This window comes from Porphyrobacter sp. LM 6 (assembly GCF_001720465.1).
Lineage (GTDB): Bacteria > Pseudomonadota > Alphaproteobacteria > Sphingomonadales > Sphingomonadaceae > Erythrobacter.
In genome coordinates this window covers 196,158-219,462 of sequence record NZ_CP017113.1, presented here as the reverse complement: position 1 = coordinate 219,462, position 23,305 = coordinate 196,158, and the positions used below count along the sequence as shown (strand labels likewise).

Here is a 23,305-nt window from a genome sequence, read left to right as displayed (position 1 = left end):
TCCGGCAATTCCAATTGCCTGAAGCCCGCTCGGCGTTATGACTGCAGTCCATGCTAGTCGGAATTGATCTGGGCACCACCAACAGCGCGGTCGCGATCTGGCGGGATGGTGCGCCGCAGCTTGTGCCCAATGCGCTGGGCAAGGAACTCACGCCCTCGGCGGTCTCGATCGCCAAGGGCGGGCAAACCTGGGTGGGCGAGGCCGCGCTCGACCGGATGGCGACCCATCCTGCCGACACCGTCACCAGCTTCAAGCGGATGATGGGCACCGCCGCCACGGTGACGCTGGCGGGCACCACTCTCACGCCCGAAGACTTGTCGGCGATGGTGCTGCGCAGCCTCGCTGATGATGTCGAGGCGTTCACGGGTGAGCGCCCGACTGCGGCGGTCATCACCGTTCCGGCCTATTTCAACGAACGCCAGCGCCGCGCCACCCGCCGTGCGGGCGAGATCGCGGGGCTTGAGGTCAAGCGTCTGATCAACGAGCCGACGGCGGCCGCGCTCGCTTTCGGGCTGACCGACCGGGGTGATCGCGAGCCGTTCCTCGTGTTCGATCTGGGCGGCGGCACCTTCGATGTGTCGATCGTCGAGATGTTCGAAGGCATTGTCGAAGTGCGCGCCTCGGCAGGCGACAACCGGCTGGGCGGCGATGATTTCGATGATATTCTGGTCAAGCTGGTCGAACCGATGCTGGCGGGCGGTGATGCGCTCGCCGTCATGCCCACCGACCGCCGCAGGGCGCTGATGATGCTTGCCGCCGAACGCACCCGCCGCGCGCTGAGCAGCGCCGAAGCGGCGGATTTTACCGTAGTCGTCGATGATACCCCGCTCACCGCGCGCGTCACCACCGAAGCTTTCGAGGAAGCGGCTGCGGGTCTCGTCAAACGCCTGCGCGATCCGGTGATCCGGGCGCTGCGCGATTGCCATATCGATGTGAAGACCCTGTCGGATATCGTGCTGGTCGGCGGGGCGACACGGATGCCGGTGGTGCGCAAGGCGTTGACCCGGATGTTCGGGCGCTTCCCCAATGCCACCGTCCACCCCGATCATGCGGTCGCGCTCGGAGCGGCGATCCAGGCGGGGCTGCTGTCGGGCGGGGACGGGCTCGAGGAAATCCGCATCACCGATGTCGCGCCCTTCACCCTCGGCGTCGATACTGCCACCCGCGATCAGCATGGGCGGATGCACGATGGCATCTTCGCCCCGATCATCGAGCGCAACACCCCTGTGCCGGTCAGCCGGATGGAGCGGTTCTACACCCTTGCCGATAACCAGCGCGAGATCGGCCTGGGCATCTATCAGGGCGAAGCGCGTGACGTGAAGCACAACGTCAAGCTGGGCGAGATCAGCGCTCCGGTGCCGCCGCGCCCGGCGGGCGAAGTGATGGTCGAGGTGCGCTTCACCTATGACACGAGCGGGTTGCTTGAGGTCGATGTAACGGTTCCGGCCACGGGCCTCACCCGCAATCTGGTGATCGTCGACGAGGAAGACCGGCGCAGCAAGAAGGATATCGAAGCGCGCCGCAAGCTGCTCGAAAAGCTGAAAGTGCACCCGCGCGACGAGGCCGAGAATGTCGCCATGCTGGCGCGGGCCGAGCGGGCCTATGAGGGCTTCACCGGTCATGTGCGCGAGTTCATCGGGCGGGCGCTGACCGAATTCCAGGGCGCGCTCGAAAAGCAGGATCCGCGCATCATCGCCGACGCGCGCGAGGCGCTGGGCAATCTGCTCGATCAGCTGGATGCCAACTCGCCGCTATGAAACGGCGGTTCCCCTGGAACATCCTCGGCATCGACCAGACGTCTGACAAGGGGGCGATCCGGCGGGCCTATGCCGATGCGCTGCGGGCGATCGACGTCGATAGCGATATCGCCGGCTATGCCGAACTGCGCCGCGCGCGCGATGAGGCGCTGTGGCTGGCGGCGGAGGCGGAGCGCGGGGACGCGGGAGACCTCGGCCTCGGCGACTTCGATGAAGAAGGCACCGATGTTGGGGGCGGGTTTGAGCCACCCGCCTATGCCGACCCCTATGCGGATAACGACCTGTGGTGGGACGAACCGCCGCCCGCCGCCCGCCCGGCTGCGCCCCCGGCGTCGGAACCACCCCCTGATATCGCAGCGGATGATGACACCGATGGCGGGGATGACGCTGCCGATGCCCTCGCAGGTGACCCGCCTTACGCTGAACCGTCTGCCCGCAGCGAAGCGCAATCGCGCGCGCAGGCCGCATGGCAGGGGCTGCTCGCCATTCTCTATCCCGATGGCAGCCCGAGCGACGACGGCGTCACCCAGGCCGAACTCGGCGAAGGCCTGGCGCATCTGGAACTGCTGCTCGCCCATGCCGAGGAGGCCGATCTTGCCGAGCATGAGGCGCTCGACCACGCGCTCGCCAATCTCTTCGCCGACACCTGGCCGCGCTCCGCCCCGTTTGTCGAGCCGGCAAATGCCACGCTGCACTGGCTCGACGAGGCGGGCCAGATCGAGGAGCGCTATGCCCTGCGCTTCCTCAACGCGCGGCTCAAGGGGATGCGCTTCCACGAGAAGGTGCAGCAGCCCGATCACCCGCTCAACAAGGCGTGGGTGGAACTCTCGCGCCCCGGACAGGCGAGCCTGATCGACCGGTTCAAGGTCAAGCGGCTCGAGATCGACAAGCTCCTCACCGGGATCCGGCAGCATTATCCCGAGCTCGAAAGCTTACTCGCGCCCGAGCGGGTCGCCTCGTGGGAAGGCAGCGCCAATGCGAGCGGGGTGAGCGATTCCGGGCCGAGCATCGTGCGCTGGATCGTGGTTGTGGTGCTGTTACTGGCCGTGCCACGCCTGTGTAATCTCTACACCTCGCCTGATGCCGAGGGCCCGGTCGCCCAGTTGCTTGATGCCGGGCCAAGCTCTTCCGAAATCGACGCAGAGGTCGCCGATATCTTCGGGAAAGGGATCGACATGGCACAGGTGCGCGCGGCCGATCCCGTGTTCGCCGATCAGCTGCGGCTGGCGCTCAACCAGATGGCGTATGACAAGGCCGCGCCGATCGCTCTGACGCGGCGGCAAGCGCTGGAGTCCGGGGAAATCGCGCAGTTCGGCGAGCTGGTCGCCCGCGCCAAGCTGCGCCGGATGTGGCTCGGTGCTGCCCGGCGCCAGTCCGAAGACCTGTGCCGCAACATCATGAGCTACGACTTTACCAGCCTGCCGCTGCCGCTGACCGATGCGGAACGCGCCGAGGAACGCACGCTGCTGCGCCAGCTGCTCCAGGCCAAGGTGCTGAACCATGAAGCCAAGGGCGGGCAGGTGCGCTTCACCATTCCCGGCTGGGCGGTGACCGATCTGATCGCCCGCAGCAAGCTTGATCCGGATGTGGTGCGCGCGGCTATGTCTGACACCGACAAGCCGCATCGCTGCGAAGTCGAAATCGCTCTGGCGGATGTGGTGCTCGCCAATACCGGACGGGTTTCGCGCGAATTGCTGCAAGGTCTGTAAAGGCTGGCGCTGGCGCCCGGTGTGCGGCACTAAGGCTATGAGCCAAAGAGGAGAATCGATGATGCAATGGCGCGTTCTGCTGGTGTCCTGCGCCAGCCTCACCCTGTTTGCAGCGCCCGCGAGCCTTGCCGCGCAAGATGCGCCGCCGCCGCTGGTGATCGGGGAACGGTTGCCAGCGCAATCCGAGCAGGCGGAAATGGATCAGGCCATGGCCATGCTTGGCGCGATGTTCCCTGTCGAACCGCTGACCGCCGAACAGGAATCCCGCCTGCCGCAGGCTACGCGCATCATCACCCGCATGATCCCCGACGGCACAATGAGCGAGATGATGGGCGGCTTGTTCGACAAGATGCTGGGCCCGATCATGGCCGCTACCGATGCACCGGCCACGGCTACCGTCCAGAAGGGCATCGGCGTGAGCCCGGCCATGATCGGTCTGTCGGACGAGCAGACCGCCGAAATCGCTGCCCTGTTAGACCCGGCCTATGCCGAGCGGCATAGCCGCGAGATGGCAGTCATGCCGGCGCTGATGCGTGACATGATGACGGTTATGGAGCCGACCATGCGCAAGGCCATGTCGGAGCTGTACGCCATCCACTTCTCGCAGAAGGAACTCGACGACATCGAGACCTTCTTCCAGACCGAATCCGGAACGGCTTACGCCCGCAAGAGCTTTTCCATGTCGAGCGATCCGCGCATTCTGAGCGCGACGATGGAATCCTTGCCGCAGTTGATGGGCACTTTTGCCGACATGGAAAAGAAGATCGCGGCGGCCAGCGCCGACCTGCCGCCCAAGCGCAGCTTTTCCGAGTTGTCGGGTGCGGAGAAGGCAAAGATCGCCAAACTGAGCGGCTACAGCATCGCCGAGATTGAAGAGATGATCGCTCAGGGCGAGGGCGAAAACGCGCCAGAGCAATAGCCTGCCGCAAGGCTTGTGGGGCGGGGACGTTGCGTTCACATGGTGGACGTGATCCCGGCCGCCACTCCCCTCCCGCCCGAAATCGCCGCGTGGTTTGCGCAGCGCGGCTGGCGGGTGCGGCGGCATCAGCTTGCGATGCTGGAAAAGGCGCGCGAGGGTGCCCACGCACTGCTCGTCGCCGATACCGGTGCTGGCAAGACGCTCGCGGGGTTCCTGCCGACGCTGTGCGACTTCGCTGGCGGGGCGGCGCCGGACGAAGGGCTGCACACGCTCTACGTTTCGCCGCTCAAGGCGCTGGCGCAGGATGTGAAGCGCAACCTGCTTGGTCCTGTCGAGGAGATCGGGCTGCCGATCAGGGTCGAGACCCGCAGCGGCGATACCCCGTCTGATCGCAAGAAGCGCCAGCGTGAACGCCCGCCGCATATCCTGCTGACCACGCCGGAATCGCTCTCGCTGCTGCTGTCCTATCCCGAAAGCGCGGATCTGTTCGCGGGGCTGAAGCGCATCGTGATCGACGAGGTTCACTCCTTCGCCACCGACAAGCGCGGCGACCTGCTGGCGCTGAGCCTTGCGCGGCTCCACGCGCTGGCACCGGGCGCGCAGCGGGTGGCGCTCTCGGCGACGCTGGCGAACCCCCGCGACTTCCAGGAATGGCTCGCCCCGCAGACCGGCGAGGCCGGGGAAATCGCCGCCGCCTATCTGGTCATCGGCGAGGAGGGCGCCGAGCCCGAGGTCGAGATCCTCCTGCCGCAGGAGGAGCGCGTGCCGTGGGGCGGACACGCCGGGCGCTGGGCCGTCCCGCAGCTGTACGAGGCGATCAAGGCCAATCGCACGACGCTTGTCTTCACCAACACCCGCTTCCTCGCCGAGTTCATCTTCCAGTGCCTGTGGGAGGCCAACGAGGATCACCTCCCCATCGGCATCCACCACGGCAGCCTCTCCACCGAGGCGCGGCGCAAGGTCGAGGAGGCGATGGCGCGGGGGGAGCTGCGCGCACTGGTGTGCACCGCCAGCCTCGATCTCGGGATCGACTGGGGCGACATCGATCTGGTGGTGCAGATGGGTGCACCCAAGGGCTCTTCGCGCCTGCTCCAGCGGATCGGGCGCGCGGGCCACCGGCTCGATGTGCCGAGCCGTGCGGTGCTGGTGCCGGGCAACCGCTTCGAATTCCTCGAGGCGATGGCGGCCAAGCAGGCGGTGGATGAGGGCCAGCGCGACGGCGAGGCGTTCCGCCCCGGCAGCCTCGATGTGCTCGCCCAGCACGTGATGGCCTGCGCCTGTGCGGGGCCGTTCCACGAGGACGCGCTGCTCGCCGAAGTGCGTTCGAGCCTCGCCTATAGCTGGGTCGATTCCGCGACCTTCCAGCGGGTGCTGGGGTTCGTGTCCAACGGCGGCTATGCGCTCAAGGCCTATGACCGGTTCCAGCGGATTGTCCGTGACAAATTAGGGGTCTGGCGGCTCGCGCACCCCAATCAGGCGCAGCGCCACCGGATGAATGCCGGGATCATCGTCGATAGCGAGATGCTCACGGTGCGCTTCAAGAACGGCCGCAGCTTGGGCAAGGTCGAGGAGCGCTTTGCAGCTTCGCTTTCCCCCGGCGACACCATCTTTTTCGCGGGCATGAGCCTCGAGGTCGAGGGCGTGAAGGACATGGATGTGGTGGTGCGCGCGGCGAAGAAAAGCGCGACGATCCCGAGCTATGGCGGCCTGCGCCTTCCGCTGACCACCCACCTTTCCGAGCGGGTGCAGGGCCTGCTGTCCGACCGCGCGGGGTGGGGGCGTTTCCCCGATGATGTGCGCGAATGGCTGGAGATGCAGGACTATCGCTCGCGCCTGCCTGCACCGGGCGAGCTGCTGGTCGAGAGCTTCCCGCACGGGGGCAAGCACTACACCGCCTATTACACCTTCGAAGGGTGGAACGCGAACCAGTCGCTCGGGATGCTGATTACCCGGCGGATGGAGGAGCGGGGGTTGCTGCCCGGTGGTTTCGTGGCGAACGACTATTGCCTCGCGGTGTGGGGATTGAAGCCGGTGAGCGATCCCGCACCGCTGTTATCGCCCGATATTCTCACCCACGAATTCACCGAATGGGTCACCGAAAGCCACCTGCTGCGCCGTGCTTTCCGCGAGGTGGCGGTGATCTCGGGCCTCGTCGAGCGCCAGCATCCGGGGCAGAAGAAGACCGGCAAGCAGGTTACCTTCTCGACCGATCTGATCTACGACGTGCTCAGGAAATACGAGCCTGATCATGTGCTTATCGAAGCTGCCTGGGCCGATGCGCGGGCGCGGATGACCGATGTCGGGCGGCTCGCCGACCTGCTCGAACGGTCGCAGCGGGAACTGGTCCACGTGACGCTTGAGCGGGTCTCGCCGCTGGCCGTGCCGGTGATGACGATGATCGGCCGCGAGGCGGTGCCGCAGGGGGCAGTCGATGACGAATTGCTGCTCGAAGCCGAAGGCCTGATCGCCGCCGCGATGCGACCGGATGGGCCGCTGGAGGGGGACTGAGAACACCGCAATGTTCCACGTGGAACATCGCCATCGCGCCCCGCCAATCGGGTCTAGCAGGGGTCTAGCGGGGGTCTAAGTGGGGTCTGGAGGGGGCCTGGAAGCCTCGCGGCCCCCTCTGAACCGTTCAATCACTGGTCGAAATCGCGATACTTCTCGTTGCCGACGAAAGCGAAATAGTCTGCGCCTTCTTCGCGCATCAGGGCAATGGTGCGCGCGGCCTTGTCATAGCTGGCCAGCGCTTCGGGCTGAAACAGCAGTTGGGGCTTGATATCCCGGCTGGCCGCAGCCGAGACCTGCGCGCGCAGTTCGGGCTCGGTGAGCACGGCGCCATTCCATCTCAGGCGGTCGGCTGCGTCGATGCCGATAGTGTTGCGCTCAATGATCGGGAGCGGGGGGGTGATCGGGTCGTTGCCCGGTAGATCGACCGGCGTCACGTTCACCGGCTGGGGTGAGGCCAGGATCACCATGATCAGCAGCACGAGCAGCACGTCGATGAAGGGGGTGACGTTCATTTCGCCGATCGGACGTGGGCGGGGGGCGTAGAGGTTCTTGCGTGGCACGATATGCGGCATGTCGCTCTCCTTTTGCCAGGCGGCAGGCGGGAGGCAGCCGCTTGGGCAAGGCCTATTCTATCGTGAAAGCAAGAAGTTGCCTAACGCGTACCGGTATGTGCCTCGCAACCGGATTTGCGGGTACCGCAGTCTGCACCCGGTCCGGTGTCGCCGGGCAAAGAAAAAGGGCGCCGCGATTGCTCGCAGCGCCCCTTCTGGTGTCGATCTAGCCGAGGCTGGAGGGGGTCAAGACCGGGTCTAGACCGGCCCAAGCCCCGCCAGTCTTACTTGCCGAAATCGCGATACTTCTCGTTGCCGACGAAACCGAACTTGGTCACGCCCGAGCTCTTGATGATCTGCAGCACCTTGGCCGACAGCTCATAGCTGGCGAACGGCTCGGGTTCGAACTGAAGCTCAGGCTCCGGGTTCATGTTCAAGCTCTGTTGCAGGATCGTGACCAGATCGCCTTGCGACACCGGCGTGCCGTTCCACAGGATCTGGTCCTGGGAGCTCAGCACCAGCTTGTTCTTGATCGGCTCGATAATCACCGGCGGCGGGTTCGGATTCGGCTGCGGCAGGTCGATATCGACCGAGTGCGTCGCAACCGGGATAGTGATGATGAACATGATCAGCAGAACGAGCAGAACGTCGATCAGCGGCGTCATGTTCATGTCCATCATTGGTTCGCCGTCGAGCTTGCCTCCGGACATACCCATGTCAGTTACTCCTCAAATACGCCTGAGCGTCAGATGCCGGGTTCGACGGGGTTCGAGATGAACCCGACGATCGGATAACCCGCGCGCTGGATGTTGTAGATCGCACCGGCCACACAGCGCCACGGCGCGTTGACGTCGCCACGGATGTGGACCTGCGGGATCTTCTCGGGATCTTCCATCAGAGCCTCGGGACCACCCGCGCGATTGACGATGTCGTCGAGGCGCTTGAAGCCCATGTCGTAGAGCTCCTGGGATGTGACCGGGGTGATGTTGTTGAAATAAATCCGGCATTCGCCTTCGCGCGCGGCACCGGCGAAGCCCGGCTCCCCGGCGCTACGACCGGCAGCATCGGTGGTGCTGATGGTGAGCAGCAGGTTTTCCACCTTGTCCTTCGATTCGACCGATTCGAAGACCGGAATCTTCAGCTTCTCGATCGTCTGGATCGCCACCGGAACCGCGATGAGGAAGATGATCAGGAGCACCAGCATCACGTCCACCAGCGGCGTGGTGTTGATGTCGGACATGGGGGTCTCTGCCCCGCCTCCCGTAGAAATCGCCATTGTGAATTCCTAGCCTGTCAAAACATTGACTTGATGACTGCGCCCGGATGTTGACCCGTCAGACGGGACAGTCCGGGCAAAGCGGCGGGGAAGGCCCGAAAGCGATCCCCGCCGTTTGCCGGCAATGGCGATCAGGCCTTGGCAGCCGGAGCAGCGGGCTTGGCAGCCGGCTTGGCAGCGGCAGCCGCGACCGGGGTCGGCTTAACCGCACCGTTCGAGTTCATGTACGCCAGCAGGTCGGTCGAGAAGGTGCTCAGCATGGCAGCAATCTTGCGGTTGCGCGATTGCAGCCAGTTGAACGCGAACACGGCCGGAACAGCGACGAGCAGACCGATGGCGGTCATGATCAGCGCTTCACCGACGGGGCCGGCGACCTTGTCGATCGAGGCCGAACCGGCGATGCCGATGTTGATCAGCGCGCGGTAGATCCCGATCACGGTGCCGAGCAGACCCACGAACGGCGCGGTCGCACCGACGGTGGCGAGGAACGGCAGACCGCCGGCGAGCACGGCGTTGATCGAATCTTCCGAACGCTGCAGCGAACCGTGCATGTAATCATGCGATTCGAGGCTGTCGGTCATCTTGCCGTGGTCTTCCTGGGCCTTGACGGCGTCGTCGGCCAGCTGGCGCCATGCGCTGTCCTTGTCGAGCTTGGTGGCGCCTTCCTTGAGGCTGGCAGCACGCCAGAATGCCGACTGCACGGTGCCGTACTGCTTCATCACCTTGTTCTGTTCGAACAGCTTGGTGAACATGATGTAGAACGAGCCGACCGACATGATGACCATGATGGCAAGGATCGACCAGGCAACCGGGCCGCCTTCCTTCATGGCTTGGACGAAGCCGAAGCTGGATTTCGGCGCTGCTTCCGCGGCGGCCGCGGCGAGAAGGGTAAGGTTCATTGCGAAAGTCCTTTTAAAAGAATTGTCTCGTGGGGCTGGCGCGGATGCCACCAGCTGGATGGATCCGTTAGTTCAAACGATAGGTGATGCGGGTCGACCAACTGGCGCTGGTCGGGTTGCCGGCATCGTCAAGCGCGGGTTCGAAGCGGCCATAGCGTTCAAGCGAACGGCAGGCCCCTGCGTCGAGGTCAGAGTTCCCGCTCGAAGCCGTCACCGAACAACCGGTCGCCCGGCCATCGGCAGTCACCGTGACGCGAACGCCGACGGTGCCTTCAACTTCCTCACGCAGCGCGCGAGGCGGGTAGTCTTCCTGAATCCGCGCAGTCCAGCTGCGCTCGTTCTTCGTGCGCACACCGCGCGCCTTGGAGGGCGGCTTGGGCGGCCCTGGAGGCGCTTCGACAACGCTCGGGCGCGTGCTCACCGGTTGCGGCGGCGGCGGAGTTTGAACCGTTTCGATCTGCGGCGGATTGGTCGCGATGCTGATCGGTGGCGGCGGGGCTACCGGCGGCGGCGGCGAGGTCTGCTCCGGCTGCTCTTCGGGCGGCGGCGGCTCTTCCTCGGGTGGCGGCGGTTCTTCCTCAACGTCCACAGTGGTAACGCGTTCGATCACCTCTTTGACGGCGTCAACCGCGAGAAAGATGACCATACCCGCCCCGACACTACCGACGATCGCAAGCGCGATGATCAGTGAGACAAGCTTAGGGCCGGTCAATCCTTGTTGTTGGCTAGCGTAGGACATCCAGCGCTTTCTCTCCAAATACTCGCCGATCAAGGGGGATCGGCACACTCCCCACCCGCCAGCCCATAAGGCCGGTGAATGGATCCCGGTCATTTCGGTCCTCCCACGCCGGGAATGATGGAAAGAGCGTATGCCTTGAAGGCGGCACACTCAAACCTGATCCCGACTGGTACGCGCTGGCCGGATTCGACCATTGCGCAACCTCAGCTGATTGTGCGGCAATGTCCCCAGTCCCGCGCAGTCAGCCACTTGGGCTTTAACGGGCTAGTTCTAGCCAATCAAACCCTTTTGCGGTTCAGGGCGGATTCACGGCGAGCCTTGTCCAACAGGGCCTGTTAGAACATAGCGCCGGAACGCTGCGATGGGTGCCCCGATGATGTCACAAGTTAAAGATGAATTAACGCGCAAATTCAAACCTCTGAAGGTATCGGCGGCACTGCTTGCGGGGCTCGCTTTGGGGCCATCCGTGGCCGTTGCCCAGACACCGGCGGCTCCGGTTGCGGCAGTGCCGACGGGGCCGACCTATGCCGATTTGACGAGCCTTGCGGATGCTTCGGACCTTGTGATCCGCGCGCAGATTCGCAGCCAGACGCTGCTCAAACCCGATCGCGCGCCGGGCCTCGCGGCCGGATTCGCGCGGCTCTATATCGAGGCCGACACGCTGGCCCTGATCGGGGGGCGCGCGAGCCTCGGCAGCACCTTTGTCTACCTCGTCGATGTGCCGCTCGATGCCAAGGGCAAGGTGCCCAAGCTGAAGAAGCGCCAGTTCGTGCTGTTCGCCGATTCGGTCCCCGGGCGGCCGGGCGAGGTGCGGCTGGTCGCGCCGGGTGCGCAGCTTGATGCGACACCCGAGCTGGAGGCGCGGCTGCGCCCGATTCTCACCGCGCTCTACGCCGCCGATGCGCCGCCGCGGATCACCGGGATCAGCGATGCGCTGGCGGTGCGGGGCACGCTGGCGGGCGAATCGGAGACGCAGGTATTTCTCGCCACCGATACCCGCGCGCCGGTCTCGCTCACGATCCTGCGCCGTCCCGGCCAGCCGCCGCAATGGGGCGTGTCGTGGGGCGAGATCATCGATTCGGCCGCGCGCCCCCCTGCGCCCGAGACGCTGCGCTGGTATCGCCTCGCCTGTGCGCTCCCCGCGCAGCTGCCGAGCAATGCCAATCTCGCGCGCGATCCGGCCGAACGGCGGCTGGCGGCGGGGGACTATGCCTTCGTCCTTGCCCAGCTCGGCCCGTGCGAGCGGCGCATCACCAAGGCGCCTGCGGCATCCTGACAGCTTGACCGCGCGCCCTGTGCGGGTAAGCGGCGTCTCCTGATTAGTCATGGAGGCCCGCTTGACCACCACCACTGCCACCGCACCGCTGCGCATCGGGATCGCCGGGCTCGGGACGGTCGGTGCGGGCGTCATCCGCCTGCTCGACACCAACGCCCGCCTGATCGCCGCGCGCGCCGGGCGGCCGATCGAAGTGGTGGCCGTCAGCGCGCGTGATCGCGGCAAGGATCGCGGCGTCGATATTTCCCGCTTCGCCTGGGAAGACGACATGATCGCGCTTGCGCGGCGCGACGATGTCGATGTGGTGGTTGAACTGGTCGGCGGGTCGGACGGGCCGGCGCTGGCGCTGTCGCGTGCGGCGCTGGGTGCGGGCAAGGGCCTAGTCACCGCCAACAAGGCGATGATCGCGCATCACGGGCTGGAGCTGGCCGAACTCGCCGAAGCGCACACCATGCCGCTGAAGTTCGAGGCGGCGGTGGCGGGGGGCATCCCGGTGATCAAGGGCCTGCGCGAAGGCACCTCGGCCAATGCGCTGACCAAGGTCTACGGCATCCTCAACGGCACCTGCAATTACATCCTCTCGACGATGGAGCGCACCGGTGCCGATTTCGGCGAGGTGCTGGCGGAAGCGCAGCGGCTGGGCTTTGCCGAGGCTGATCCGGCGTTCGATATCGAAGGCGTGGATGCCGCGCACAAGCTCGCGATCCTTGCGGCGATCGGGTTCGGCACGCGGGTCGATTTCGCGGGCGTGCGGATTGCCGGCATCACCCAGGTGCGCGCCGCCGATATCGCGCAGGCCGACGCGCTGGGCTTCGTGATCCGGCTGATCGGCGAGGCGGACGTCGAAGAAACCGCTTCGGGTGCGCGCCTGCTCCAGCGCGTGCGCCCCTGCCTTGTCGCCAAGGGCCACCCGCTGAGCGCGGTCGACGGCCCCACCAACGCGGTCGTGGCCGAGGGCAATTTCTCCGGCCGCCTGCTGTTCCAGGGCGCAGGCGCAGGCGACGGTCCGACGGCCAGCGCAGTCGCCGCCGACCTGATCGACATTGCCCGCGACGAGGTGGGCGCGCCCTTCTCGATCCCCTCTGCGCAGCTCGCCGCGCTGCCGCCGGCCGAACCCGGCCACCGCACCGAGCGCACCTATATCCGCTTCATGGTCAAGGACCGCCCCGGCGTGCTCGCCGAAATCACTGCCGCGATGCGCGATGGCGCGGTCTCGATCGAAAGCCTGATCCAGCAGGGCCGCGGTGCCGATGCGGGTGAGGTGATGGTGGCGATGGTGACCCACGAAGGGCCGGAAAGCTGCGTCGCCGAGGCGCTGGCGCTGCTCGAAGGCTCGGAAAGCCTGTCGGGCGAGCCACTGGTTCTGCCGATCCTGCCGCTCTGACGTCTATTCGTCGGGCGCTGGTTGGGGCGCTTCGGGCAGCCCCAGCTCGGTTGCGATCCGCCGCCTTGCCTCCTCGTCGAGCGGAGCGTCGTCACCCTCCACCGGCGTCAGTCCCTGTGCCACACGCTCGGCATCCGATCCGGCGGGCGGGGCCGGGATGGCTTCCACATCGACGATCACCGCCGGGTCTTTCGGACAGGGGGGGATGAAGCACAGGCCGCTAACAGTGGGTGGCCCGCGAAAAATGCCCGGCCCGGCAACATCGGGCGGCGGGATCGTGCCGGCGTTCTGTGTGCGATCGGCATAATCCTTGAGCCACGCCTCGCGGCTGCCGCTGTAGAGCTGGGAAGTGTCTGCCGGAAGCTCGCCGCATACCACGATCTCGCCCGCCACCACCCCGGCCTCCTGCTTGTCGGCGCATTCCTTGAGCACTGCTTCGTTGGCCGCTTCGGAAGTTTGCGGGGGCGCGAGGAGATCGATCTGCTGCGGCGGCTCTGCGACGGGTGCATCGGGGCCGAGGTCGATGGGGATGCGCGGGCGTTCCGGCTCTGAGGGTTTGACGGGCTTGTCGGACGGGGAGCGCGGCGGAAATTGCAGGGTTTGCTGCGGCGGCACCTGCGGGCCGATCTGCACCTGCGGGTCGATTGGCACCTGCGCGGCGAGCGCGGCGGCGATGAGGGGAAGCAGCAAGGCTCCGCTCCCTTACCCGCCCTTCTTCTTTTTGCCCTCGCGCGCTGGCACCGAGGTCTTGATCCCGGCCGCCTCGCGCCGGGCCTTTTCCTCTTCCTCGGTCAGTTCGCGCTCCTGACCCTGCGGCGGCAGTCCGCGCGCGATCCGGTCGGCGTCCGATCCGGCGGGGGCCTTGGGTAGGGCAGCAACGTCGATCATCAAGGCTGGCGGCGGCACTCCGCCAAAGCCGATGCCCTTGCCGTTATCGGGGATGCCGAACACATCGGGCGGAGGCGGCGCGCCCTTGAAGGCGGTTTCCTGCGCGTAGCGTTTCTGGCTGTCGGCGCGGCTGCCGGTGAGGCCGGTGCCATTATTGCCGATATCGCGGCACACCACGATTTCGCCGCTGATGGTGCCGGCATCGGCACGGTCTTCGCATTCCTTCGCCTGCGCCTGATTGATGTCGCCGCGCGGCCTGGTGACGAGCACGTTGATGCGCTGGGGCGGCTCGGCCGCTGCGGGCGCGCGTGTGGCAGGCGCTGTCGCCGCGGTGTCATCCTGTGCGGCTAGCGGCATGGCCAGCGCCAGCGCGAAAGCGGTCAGGCTGACGTGAAAACCCGACACGGACAGCATGGCATTGCTCGACAAACCCGTCTCCATCCGCTTATGCGCCGTGGCACGAAATGATCTGGCCACAACCAGAGCGACAAGGGGCTGAATTGCACATGAACCCGCCGACCACAACCGATCACGCCGTAGCCGAGAACTCCATCCAGCGCGTGCTGGTGCTCGAAATGGTGCGCGTGACCGAAGCCGCCGCGATTGCCGCAGCGCAGCTTATCGGGCGCGGTGATGAAAAGGCGGCCGATGCGGCGGCGGTGGAAGCCATGCGCCGCGCCTTCGATAACCTCTACATCGATGGCACCGTGGTGATCGGCGAGGGCGAGCGTGACGAGGCGCCGATGCTGTTCATCGGCGAGAAGGTTGGCATGGGGAAGGGGCCGCAGATCGACATCGCGCTCGATCCGCTTGAAGGCACCACCATCACCGCCAAGGCCGGGCCAAATGCGCTAGCGGTGCTGGCGGCGGCGGAAAAGGGCTGCCTGCTCAACGCGCCCGATACCTATATGGACAAGCTGGCGGTCGGCCCGGGCTATCCCGAAGGCATCATCGATCTCGCCAAGTCGCCGACCGAAAACGTCAAGGCGGTGGCGGCGGCCAAGGGCGTCGACCCGTCGCAGATCAATGTCTGCGTGCTCGATCGCCCGCGCCATGCCGAGCTGATCGCCGAGCTGCGCGCGCTCGGCTGCGGGGTGGTGCTTATCGGTGACGGCGACGTTGCCGGTGTGATCGCGGTGACCGACGAGGAAACCACGATCGATATGTACATGGGCCAGGGCGGCGCGCCCGAAGGCGTGCTGGCGGCGGCGGCGCTGCGTTGCGTCGGCGGGCAGTTCAACGGCCGACTGGTGTTCCGCAACGAAGACGAAAAGGCCCGCGCCCGCAAGTGGGGCATCACGGACCTCAATCGCATCTACAAGCTCGAAGACCTCGCCAAGGGCGATTGCATCTTCGCTGCGACCGGCGTGACCTCGGGCTCGCTGCTCGACGGGGTGAAGCGCCGCCGCAAGCCGACCGGCGAGACGATCCTCACCACCGAAAGCGTGGTGATGCGCGCATCGTCTGGAACGGTGCGGTGGATCCGGGGCGAGCACCGCATCGGGTAATCGGCCTGTGCAGCTTGTCGCGCTGCTTTTCCTGATCGCGGCGGGCGGCTGGCTTGTCGTGGTTGGCGCGTTGATGGCGTTTCGGCCGCAGCGTGCGCTCCATATCCTGAGCCTGACGGCTACCTCGCACCGGGTGAACCTGTCCGAACAGATACCGCGCTTTCTGGCGGGTGCGGCGATGGTCGTGCGCGCCGATGCTGCGAAGCTGCCGCAGCTGTTCGAGGTGGCGGGGCTGTTTATCGCCGGGTCATCGCTGGCGCTGATGGTGATCCCGCTCGCATGGCACAACGGCTATGCCGTGTGGTGGGCCAAGCGCATTCCGCCGATGGCCGTACGTGCGATCGCGCCGTTTTCGGTGATCGGTGGAATGGGGCTGGTCTGGGCCGCGTGGTGATCCGCGCCGGGTGTTGGTGACACCAAAACCGGCTGCAAGACAGGTGTCCCGCAGCCGGCTTCAGTCACCATCAATGATGGCGCGATTGGATCAGGGGGCGACGTACCACTGCCCGGTGCCCTTGGCCTTCGAGTCTGCATACCAGAACATCGTCACAGAGCCGCGCATCTTGTCGGTCGGCCCGCCCTTGCCTTCCATGCCGCCGATGCATCCGAGCGGCGTGTCGGGGCCGGGCTTGCCGACATAGTTGCAGCCATAGGCCAGCATATAGGACGCTTGGTCATCCTTGGCGGTGCAGGACAGGTGGATCGCGAAGATTCCGCCATCGGGCTGGCCGAGGCCGACGCAGCGGACCGTTCCCTTGGTCACGGTGCCATCGTCCATGGTGGTGACATAGGTGCCCTTGACCGAGCCACCGCCGTATTGCCGACCTTCGGGGCCGGTGAGTCCGCCAACCGACTCGACGGGTTCCCAGGTGGTTTCGTGCGTAAAGCTCTGTGCCGCAGCCGGCGTGGCAATGAACGCTGACAGAATGACAGCAGCGGCAACATAATGATTCTTCATAGAATTGACTCCCCCAAATATAAAATTGCCAGATTTGATTGAATCAAGTTCGACAACTTTAAGTCGCTCCCCTGCGCAGAAGGTAACATTGTTTCAGAAAATATCAAAATTCATGACTTTCTGTTTATTTTTAAGGAATCGCTTTTTTAATTTACACGATTTTCGAATCCGCTCTCCCATTGTCAATAGGGCCGGTTCTGTGTTTCCGGAGGGTCAGGCCGCGCCTTAACACTCTGTAAAATCGGTTGGGCTACGGCCTTGGCGAGTTTCTTTGCCAACCCCTGCCCGAGTGCCGCACATGATCGTCAAGAAGAGAAATCCCCGCCGCACGCCCGCCTTCCTGAAGGCGATGCTGCAAGGCGAGGATTCGACGCAGGAAGTCTGCGTGCGCGACGTTTCGGTCAACGGCGCGCTGCTCGACGTGGTCCAGCCGCTGCGGGTGTTCGAGATGGTCACGCTCACTTGCGGCAATTCGCGCGTCAACGGGATCGTCGCCTGGTCTGATGATGGCCGGCTGGGGATGGAGTTTTCGGAGCTTCTGACCGGCGACACGCTGGTCGATTCGCTCGAACAGCGGATGAAGATTTCCGCGCCGCGCGCTTACCAGAGCGGCCAGATCGACAGCTGACCAAGCCTGCGCGACTGCCGCAAGCGGTGGGCAACCGCGCCGCTGTCCGTTGCAATTCCATGACGCGTCGCTAGGCGGGCCTTACCACCTGCCATCCGGGGATTCGCGCGTCATGAAGATCATGTCCGGCAATTCGAACCTGCCGCTCGCCCGGGCCATTGCGGCCTATCTCGAAATCCCGCTGACCGATGCCAGCGTGCGGCGCTTCTCCGACGAGGAAGTGTTCGTCGAAATCCACGAGAACGTTCGCGGTGAAGACGTGTTCGTGGTCCAGCCGACGAACTTCCCGGCGAACGACAACCTGATGGAACTGCTGATCTGCATCGATGCGCTGCGCCGTGCCTCGGCCAAGCGGATCACTGCGGTGGTGCCCTATTTCGGCTATGCCCGGCAGGACCGCAAGCCCGGTCCGCGCACCCCGATCTCGGCCAAGCTGGTGGCGAACCTGATTACCGAAGCGGGCGCTGACCGCGTGCTGGCGGTGGATCTCCACGCCGGGCAGATCCAGGGCTTCTTCGATATCCCGACCGACAACCTCTATGCCGCGCCCGTGATGGCCGCCGATATTCAGGCGCGCTACGGCGATCAGGCGCTGATGGTGGTCTCGCCCGACGTCGGCGGCGTTGTGCGTGCCCGCGCGCTGGCCAAGCGGCTCGACAATGCGCCGCTGGCCATCGTCGACAAGCGTCGTGATCGTCCGGGCGAATCCGAGGTGATGAATATCATCGGCGATGTTTCGGGCAGGCACTGCATTCTGATCGACGATATCGTCGATTCGGGCGGCACGCTGTGCAATGCGGCTGCGGCCCTGCTGGAGGGCGGCGCCAAGTCGGTTGCGGCCTACATCACCCACGGCGTGCTTTCGGGCGGCGCGGTGGCGCGCATCAACGGCTCGGCGCTCAAGGAACTGGTGATCACCGATTCGATCCGCCCGACCGAGGCGACTGCCGCATCCGACCGTATCCGCGTCCTTCCCATCGCACCGCTGGTGGGCGAAGCGATCCGCCGCATTGCGGACGAAAGCTCGGTGTCGAGCCTGTTCGACTGAGCCCAAAGGGACCCGCGGCATGACTGACCGCAACCGACGCACCCGCGGCCTGCATCTCGCCAGCGGCGGGCTCATCGGGGTCTTCGTGCTGCTGCATCTCGGCAATCATGTTGCCATGTTTGCCGGGCAAGCCGCGCATATCGCGGTGATGGAGGCGCTTCGGCCGTTCTATCGCAACATCGTGGCCGAAACCCTGTTGATGCTGGCGCTGGCGTTCCAGCTCGGCACGGGTCTGACGATGATCTGGCGCACCCGGGGCGAGCGGCGCGGGCGGCTGGCATGGGCGCAGGCGATTTCCGGCGGCATCCTTGCTCTGTTCATCCTCAACCACGTCGGCGCGGTCTGGGCCGGGCGGCTGCTCCTCGGGCTCGATACCAACTACCACTTCGCGGCCGCCGGATTTCACGCCGGTCTCGCCGGATTCTTCGCGCCCTATTACTTCCTCGGCGTCGCCGCGCTGTTCGTGCACGGCGCCTGTGCCCTGGCATGGCGGGTCCGCAGCAACCTGCTGCCGTTGATGGTGGCCGGACTTGGCGTGGGTCTGGCGGCGGGCTTCGTTATAGTGATGGCGGGCGACAGCGCGATTCCACCCGCCTATCTCGCGCCCTATCCCTGATCACATCCGCCAGGGATAGTTTTCATCCGGCAGCGCGCGGCCCAGCACTTCCAGCCGCCGCGATTGCCGCGCCTCCAGCGTCAGCGTCATGAACGGCTGCGGCGTGCGCGCGAACTGGCGCGGGGTCATGCCGAAGAAGGCGCGGAATTCGCGGATCATGTGGCTCTGGTCAAAGAACCGGAGCGCGGCTTCTTCTGCCTCGCTATCGTCGGCGACACCGCGCAGGTGGGCAGCGATATCGAGCGCACGGGCGCGGCGCAGCACCTGCGTCGCGGTCTGGCCATAGGCGCTCTTGATCTTGCGTTCGAGCGAACGCCTCTCGATCCGGTGCTCCTCGGCGAATTCGGCGATGCTGAGATTGGGATCGGCGAACACCGCCTTGTCGAACACCTCGATGATAGGATCGGGCTTCTCCCCGCCCGCCAGATCGACCAGCTGCTGCACCAGCTTTTCGGCCACCCGCAGCCAGCGCTCGGGCGAGGCGGAGGGATCAAACCATTCGATCAGCCGCTCGCTCGTGCCCCAGTCGGCATCGCCGTAGATGTGATCATAGAGAATGATCCGGTCGAGTGTATCTTCGACCTTGGGCCCTCTGAGCGCGGTCATGGCCCCGGGCTTCAGCGCCACGCCGATGGTGGCAAAGCTGCCCCTCACGCTCACCGCCATGCGCTTCGTCTGCGCGCCGAACAGCATCGCGGAAGGGCCATACCGCCCGAACCCGTCGCGCGTCTGGGCCGTCCATTCGCCAGCGAACAGCGTCCGCATCACCGGGGTATCGGCGATCAGCCCGCAATGGAGAACATCATCGGGCGCCATTTCGACCTTGGTGGCATAGATACGCGCCACCCACGGCGAAAGTTCAGGGCAAGGGGCGCGGTTGTTCGACAGCGGCTCGCCAGCGCGCGTGTGACCGAGCGCCGAACGCATCGCCGGCAGAATCACAGGATCGGGCCTTGCGGCCGGATTCTCGCTGCTCATCGGTGCCCCGCTGTTGCTCATTCGGTATTTACCCTAACCGATTTCGGGCGGTTGCAAAGCATCACGCATCTTTCGCGCTTGCAAATCGCGTGCGCCCAGTTGAACGCAGCGAGCCATGACCGATGCCCGAACCGACCGCGATCTCGCCCTTGCCCTGCGCCTTGCCGATGCTGCGGGAGCCGCCATCCGTCCGCTGTTCCGGGGGGCGTGGAGCCACGAACGCAAGGCTGATCGCTCCTTCGTCACCGAGGCCGACCGCGCCGCCGAAGCCGCGATGCGTGCGCTGATCGAGGAGGCCTTCCCCGCCGACGGCATCATCGGCGAGGAATACGGCACCCGCAATGAAGGCGCAGGCCGCCAGTGGGTGCTCGATCCGATCGACGGCACCACCAGCTTCATCGCCGGCCGCCCGATCTTCGGCACGCTGATCGCGCTGTTGCAGGACGGCTGGCCGGTGCTCGGCATTATCGATCAGCCGATCGCGGGCGAGCGCTGGGTTGGGCGGATCGGCCAGCCGACACTGTTCAATGGCAAGCCCGCACAGGCCAAGCCGCTCAAGGAGCTTGGCGATGCGGTGCTTGCGACCACCAGCCCGCATCTCTTCACCGATGAAGAGGCCGATGCCTTCATGTCGGTCGCCAAGCAGGTCGCCGAGAAGAAGATCATCTACGGCGGGGATTGCTACAACTACGGGCTGGTCGCGAGCGGCCATATCGACCTCGTGATCGAGGCGGGCCTCAAGCTCCACGATTATGCCGCACTGGTGCCGGTGGTCGAAGGCGCGGGCGGGATGATGGCCGATTGGCAGGGCAACCCGCTCGACGCCGGATCGGACGGCACGGTGATAGCGATTGGCGATCCGGCGCGGCTCGAGGATGTCCTCGAAGCGATGGGTTAGAGCGCCGCACGCTTGACCGCATAGCGCACTCGGCGGATAGGCAAAGCGCGATGCTGTCCCAGAAGACCCGCTATGCGATCCGCGCCATGCAGCACCTTGCCGACAATTACGGGCAGGGGCCGGTGCAACTGGCGGCTATTGCCGATGCGCAGAAGATCCCGGCGAAGTTCCTCACTGTGTTGCTGTCGGAACTGACGCGGTCGGGACTGGTCGCATCACAGCGCGGGCGGGACGGGGGCTATTGGCTGGCGATCCCGCCGATCGATATCACCTATGGCGATCTCATCCGGCATATGCGCGGCAGCCTTGCGCTGGTGCCCTGCGCCAGCCGCTACGCGCACGAGAAGTGCAAGAACTGCCTCGAAGAAGGCGAATGCCGCACCCGCGCGCTGATGCTCGACGTGCGCGACCGGACAGCCGAGATACTCGACGGGATCCGCCTGTGCGATCCGATCACGCCGGTCCCCCCGTTCACGGACGACGAGGCCTGATCGCGCCCGAAATTCGCTTCGGCGCACAAACCTCACCTTTCACCAGCGCTTAGAAAATTTGATGTGCTGGCGCCATTGTCAACCAAAATACTTGAGTATAGTTTCTTCGTTGCGGACTGATTCCGCGTAACGAAAGGCCCATTGATGGACCGTGACGAGAAACAATCTGCCCGAAGCACCGGCGGCGCAGTGATGCTTTTTCGCTCCCGGCCAGACGCTGACAGGGCTGAAAGCAACCTCCCGGCAACCTTTTTCGGCAGGCGGGGCGAAGTCTATCTGGGCTATGACGGAAGCTATCGTTCGAACTTCTCGTCCAACCCCTCACCATCGGCCTACACCAATGTTGCCGGCTACGACTTGTCCAATTTTCGCCTTGGTTTCCGTTCAGATGACGGACTCAACCTCTTCGCCTGGGTGCGCAATGCGTTTGACGAAAACTATTTCGAGCAATTGTTTGTCGGCCCGGGCAATACCGGGCTGATCGCAGGCCTTCCGGGTGATCCGCGCACCTGGGGCGCGACCGCCAGCATCGCATTCTGATCCCTGCCCGTACCGCCAGAGAGGACATGCCTCATGCCAGATTTGTTACCGCTCCTGATCGACATCGCGCCGTTCATTGCCATCGGCATGGCGGCGCAGATGATCGACGGAGCGCTGGGCATGGCCTTCGGGGTGATCACCCAGACCCTGCTGGTGAGCGCGCTGGGCGTGCCGCCCGCGACAGCCTCGGCGAGTGTGCACGTCGTCGAGCTGTTCACGACCGGTGCCTCGGGCGCGAGCCATATCTGGCACCGGAATGTCGACTGGGGGCTGTTCAGGCGGCTGGTGCCGTTCGGTGTGCTGGGCGGGGTGACGGGGGCCTATCTGCTCTCCAGCGTCGATGCCTCGGCGGCGAAGCCCTATGTGATGCTCTATCTGACCGGGATCGGGTTCTATCTGCTGTGGCGCGGGCTGCGTCCGTGGCAGCCCCGTGCGGAAAATCCGCGTTTCACGCGTCCCCTGGCGGTGGTTGGCGGTTTCCTTGATGCCGCTGGTGGCGGCGGCTGGGGGCCGGTGGTGACGTCCAAGCTGCTGGTGCAGGGCGGCGATCCGAGGAAGGTGATCGGCACGGTCAATTCTGCCGAGTTCCTGCTGACCCTGTCGATCTCGATCGCCTTTATCGCGACGCTCGGCTTTGCCGCCTTCACCTTGATCACGGTGGGGCTGATCATCGGGGGCGTGATCGCCGCGCCCTTTGGAGCCGTGCTCGCCAGCCGGGTGCGCCCGCGGGTGCTGCTGGTCGGGGTGTCGCTCGTGCTGATCGCGACAAGCGCCTTCAGCATTTACAGGGCTTGGCCGATCATCTGAGAGACCCGCCCGCTTGGACACCGAACTCATCCTCATCTGCGCGCTGACCGCGCTGATCAACGTCATCGGCGCGCTGGCCTATGCGGCGCGGATTGCAGGCGTGCGCACCGGCAGGATCGCGCTCAGCTTTGCGCTGTTCAACATCCTGCTGCTGGTCTCGCGCACCTCGAACGGGTTCCTCGGCCCCTTCCTTGCCAAGCGCATCGAGACCGCGCTGGCGAGCGGCGGCGGCGACGCTTTGCTGTGGGAGTTGCGGCTGGTGCTGGCTTCTGCGGCGGGGGCAGTGCTGGTGGGCATCCTGCTGGTGCCAACCGGACAGCGGCTGTTCGCCGCAGCCATCACCTTCTTTCAAGCCAACCGTTCGACCACACGGCTGCTGCTGCGCAGCGTTACTCCGGCGGGGCTGCACACCATCCGGGATTCGATTGCGCTGCCGTCTGCCGAAACGCTGCGCGCCCTCAAGCGCCCGCGCGGGGTGAGCTGGGCGGTGCTGATCGCCAATGCCGCCGCGCAAGGCCTGCTGGCGGTGGGGGTGCTCGCCTCGCTCTATGCTGGATATCTGGTGCCGGAATTCCGCGTCACCGCCTCGCAGATGACCGCGATCGTCAATGGCTTTGCCACGATCCTGCTGTTCGCGCTGATCGACCCGCAGATCTCCGCGCTGACCGACGATGTGGTCGACGGCACGGTAAGCGAGGCGACATTCCGCCGGGCGATGATATGGGTCTCGCTCAGCCGTCTTGTCGGCACTGTTCTGGCGCAGGCGCTGCTTGTGCCGGCTGCGGTGGTGATCGCATGGGCTGCGGGCTGGATCTGACCGGCCAGCCCGATCGGGCGCCAAACCCCTTGCCTTTCGCGCCCCTCCCGCCTAAGCGCGCGCACTTCACTGACACGAATCAATCTGCCAGCCTGGCGACAAGGGCT

At 65.4% G+C, this 23,305-nt stretch carries 24 protein-coding genes and 1 pseudogene; 16 read left to right on the top strand and 9 right to left on the bottom strand.

The genetic code is table 11. From position 1 onward, the window contains the following. Positions 1-50 precede the first annotated feature (50 nt). Genes BG023_RS01105 through BG023_RS01090 form a run of 4 tightly spaced genes read left to right on the top strand, consistent with a single transcriptional unit; the run spans position 51 to position 6,893 of the window. Entirely contained in the window at positions 51-1,757 is a 1,707-nt protein-coding gene (locus BG023_RS01105; RefSeq protein WP_069308813.1) for an Hsp70 family protein, read from the top strand. Then, the gene (locus BG023_RS14815; protein WP_069308812.1) at positions 1,754-3,466 is read left to right on the top strand and encodes a hypothetical protein; all 1,713 of its coding nucleotides are present in this window, start codon (positions 1,754-1,756) and stop codon (positions 3,464-3,466) included. Before BG023_RS01105 ends, BG023_RS14815 begins: the two co-directional genes overlap by 4 nt. A gap of 19 nt (positions 3,467-3,485) precedes the next feature. Beyond that, positions 3,486-4,385 carry a DUF2059 domain-containing protein gene (locus BG023_RS01095; RefSeq protein ID WP_190315794.1) on the top strand — a complete coding sequence of 300 codons (900 nt, stop codon included), beginning with the start codon at positions 3,486-3,488 and terminating at the stop codon, positions 4,383-4,385. A 39-nt stretch (positions 4,386-4,424) separates the two neighbouring features. Continuing rightward, a complete protein-coding gene (locus tag BG023_RS01090) occupies positions 4,425-6,893 on the top strand; it encodes a ligase-associated DNA damage response DEXH box helicase (protein WP_069308810.1) in 2,469 nt (822 codons plus the stop codon). A gap of 131 nt (positions 6,894-7,024) precedes the next feature. On the opposite strand, the gene BG023_RS01085 is transcribed toward BG023_RS01090, so the two are convergent. From BG023_RS01085 to BG023_RS01065, 5 genes are all read right to left on the bottom strand, one after another. Further along, a complete protein-coding gene (locus BG023_RS01085) occupies positions 7,025-7,468 on the bottom strand; it encodes an ExbD/TolR family protein (protein ID WP_069308809.1) in 444 nt (147 codons plus the stop codon). 263 nt (positions 7,469-7,731) lie between these two features. After that, positions 7,732-8,163, bottom strand: coding sequence for an ExbD/TolR family protein (locus BG023_RS01080; protein WP_069308808.1), 432 nt, complete (start codon positions 8,161-8,163; stop codon positions 7,732-7,734). 29 nt (positions 8,164-8,192) lie between these two features. Next, positions 8,193-8,723 (bottom strand): ExbD/TolR family protein, encoded by a 531-nt coding sequence (locus BG023_RS01075; RefSeq protein WP_190315793.1) that lies wholly within the window; start codon positions 8,721-8,723, stop codon positions 8,193-8,195. Positions 8,724-8,854: 131 nt separating this feature from the next. Then, complete coding sequence (locus BG023_RS01070; RefSeq protein WP_069308806.1) at positions 8,855-9,622, bottom strand: MotA/TolQ/ExbB proton channel family protein; 768 nt, start codon at positions 9,620-9,622, stop codon at positions 8,855-8,857. A gap of 67 nt (positions 9,623-9,689) precedes the next feature. Next, positions 9,690-10,268, bottom strand: a complete 579-nt coding sequence (locus tag BG023_RS01065) for an energy transducer TonB (RefSeq protein WP_335673843.1) — start codon at positions 10,266-10,268, stop codon at positions 9,690-9,692. A gap of 559 nt (positions 10,269-10,827) precedes the next feature. Here BG023_RS01065 and BG023_RS01060 point away from each other — a divergent pair. Then, positions 10,828-11,637, top strand: a complete 810-nt coding sequence (locus BG023_RS01060) for a hypothetical protein (protein WP_233993040.1) — start codon at positions 10,828-10,830, stop codon at positions 11,635-11,637. A 61-nt stretch (positions 11,638-11,698) separates the two neighbouring features. After that, positions 11,699-13,021 carry a homoserine dehydrogenase gene (locus BG023_RS01055; RefSeq protein WP_233993039.1) on the top strand — a complete coding sequence of 441 codons (1,323 nt, stop codon included), beginning with the start codon at positions 11,699-11,701 and terminating at the stop codon, positions 13,019-13,021. Between the two features lie 3 nt (positions 13,022-13,024). Here the strand turns inward: BG023_RS01055 and BG023_RS01050 are convergent, their stop codons facing one another. Together BG023_RS01050 and BG023_RS01045 are read right to left on the bottom strand one after the other, a co-directional pair. Continuing rightward, the gene (locus tag BG023_RS01050) at positions 13,025-13,711 is read right to left on the bottom strand and encodes a hypothetical protein (protein WP_069308803.1); all 687 of its coding nucleotides are present in this window, start codon (positions 13,709-13,711) and stop codon (positions 13,025-13,027) included. Between the two features lie 12 nt (positions 13,712-13,723). Continuing rightward, positions 13,724-14,323, bottom strand: a complete 600-nt coding sequence (locus tag BG023_RS01045) for a hypothetical protein (protein ID WP_190315792.1) — start codon at positions 14,321-14,323, stop codon at positions 13,724-13,726. Between the two features lie 92 nt (positions 14,324-14,415). Between BG023_RS01045 and glpX the strand changes: the two genes are divergently transcribed. Both glpX and BG023_RS01035 read left to right on the top strand, forming a co-directional pair. Further along, positions 14,416-15,417, top strand: a complete 1,002-nt coding sequence (gene glpX / locus BG023_RS01040; protein ID WP_069308801.1) for a class II fructose-bisphosphatase — start codon at positions 14,416-14,418, stop codon at positions 15,415-15,417. A gap of 73 nt (positions 15,418-15,490) precedes the next feature. Further along, entirely contained in the window at positions 15,491-15,811 is a 321-nt protein-coding gene (locus BG023_RS01035) for a hypothetical protein (RefSeq protein WP_150122748.1), read from the top strand. A 90-nt stretch (positions 15,812-15,901) separates the two neighbouring features. Here the strand turns inward: BG023_RS01035 and BG023_RS01030 are convergent, their stop codons facing one another. Then, on the bottom strand, positions 15,902-16,375 hold the full coding sequence (locus BG023_RS01030) for a hypothetical protein (RefSeq protein ID WP_069308799.1): 474 nt from the start codon (positions 16,373-16,375) through the stop codon (positions 15,902-15,904). Positions 16,376-16,673: 298 nt separating this feature from the next. On the opposite strand from BG023_RS01030, the gene BG023_RS01025 reads away from it, so the two are divergent. The 3 genes from BG023_RS01025 (at position 16,674) to BG023_RS01015 (ending at position 18,667) form a co-directional block, all read left to right on the top strand. Continuing rightward, positions 16,674-17,003, top strand: a complete 330-nt coding sequence (locus BG023_RS01025; protein WP_069308798.1) for a PilZ domain-containing protein — start codon at positions 16,674-16,676, stop codon at positions 17,001-17,003. A 112-nt stretch (positions 17,004-17,115) separates the two neighbouring features. Next, the gene (locus BG023_RS01020) at positions 17,116-18,051 is read left to right on the top strand and encodes a ribose-phosphate pyrophosphokinase (RefSeq protein ID WP_069308797.1); all 936 of its coding nucleotides are present in this window, start codon (positions 17,116-17,118) and stop codon (positions 18,049-18,051) included. Between the two features lie 19 nt (positions 18,052-18,070). Beyond that, complete coding sequence (locus tag BG023_RS01015) at positions 18,071-18,667, top strand: hypothetical protein (protein ID WP_069308796.1); 597 nt, start codon at positions 18,071-18,073, stop codon at positions 18,665-18,667. Here the strand turns inward: BG023_RS01015 and BG023_RS01010 are convergent, their stop codons facing one another. Next, a complete protein-coding gene (locus tag BG023_RS01010; protein WP_083234458.1) occupies positions 18,668-19,666 on the bottom strand; it encodes a helix-turn-helix domain-containing protein in 999 nt (332 codons plus the stop codon). A gap of 94 nt (positions 19,667-19,760) precedes the next feature. On the opposite strand from BG023_RS01010, the gene hisN reads away from it, so the two are divergent. The 5 genes and pseudogenes from hisN (at position 19,761) to BG023_RS00985 (ending at position 23,198) form a co-directional block, all read left to right on the top strand. Next, positions 19,761-20,543, top strand: coding sequence for a histidinol-phosphatase (gene hisN, locus BG023_RS01005; RefSeq protein WP_069308795.1), 783 nt, complete (start codon positions 19,761-19,763; stop codon positions 20,541-20,543). Between the two features lie 50 nt (positions 20,544-20,593). Continuing rightward, positions 20,594-21,034 carry an RrF2 family transcriptional regulator gene (locus tag BG023_RS01000; RefSeq protein WP_069308794.1) on the top strand — a complete coding sequence of 147 codons (441 nt, stop codon included), beginning with the start codon at positions 20,594-20,596 and terminating at the stop codon, positions 21,032-21,034. A 225-nt stretch (positions 21,035-21,259) separates the two neighbouring features. Next, positions 21,260-21,574: pseudogene (locus BG023_RS00995) on the top strand (TonB-dependent receptor); the annotation flags it as partial. A gap of 33 nt (positions 21,575-21,607) precedes the next feature. Continuing rightward, positions 21,608-22,381 (top strand): sulfite exporter TauE/SafE family protein, encoded by a 774-nt coding sequence (locus tag BG023_RS00990; protein ID WP_069308792.1) that lies wholly within the window; start codon positions 21,608-21,610, stop codon positions 22,379-22,381. A gap of 13 nt (positions 22,382-22,394) precedes the next feature. After that, the gene (locus tag BG023_RS00985; RefSeq protein WP_069308791.1) at positions 22,395-23,198 is read left to right on the top strand and encodes a lipid II flippase Amj family protein; all 804 of its coding nucleotides are present in this window, start codon (positions 22,395-22,397) and stop codon (positions 23,196-23,198) included. The last annotated feature ends 107 nt before the right edge of the window (positions 23,199-23,305 follow it).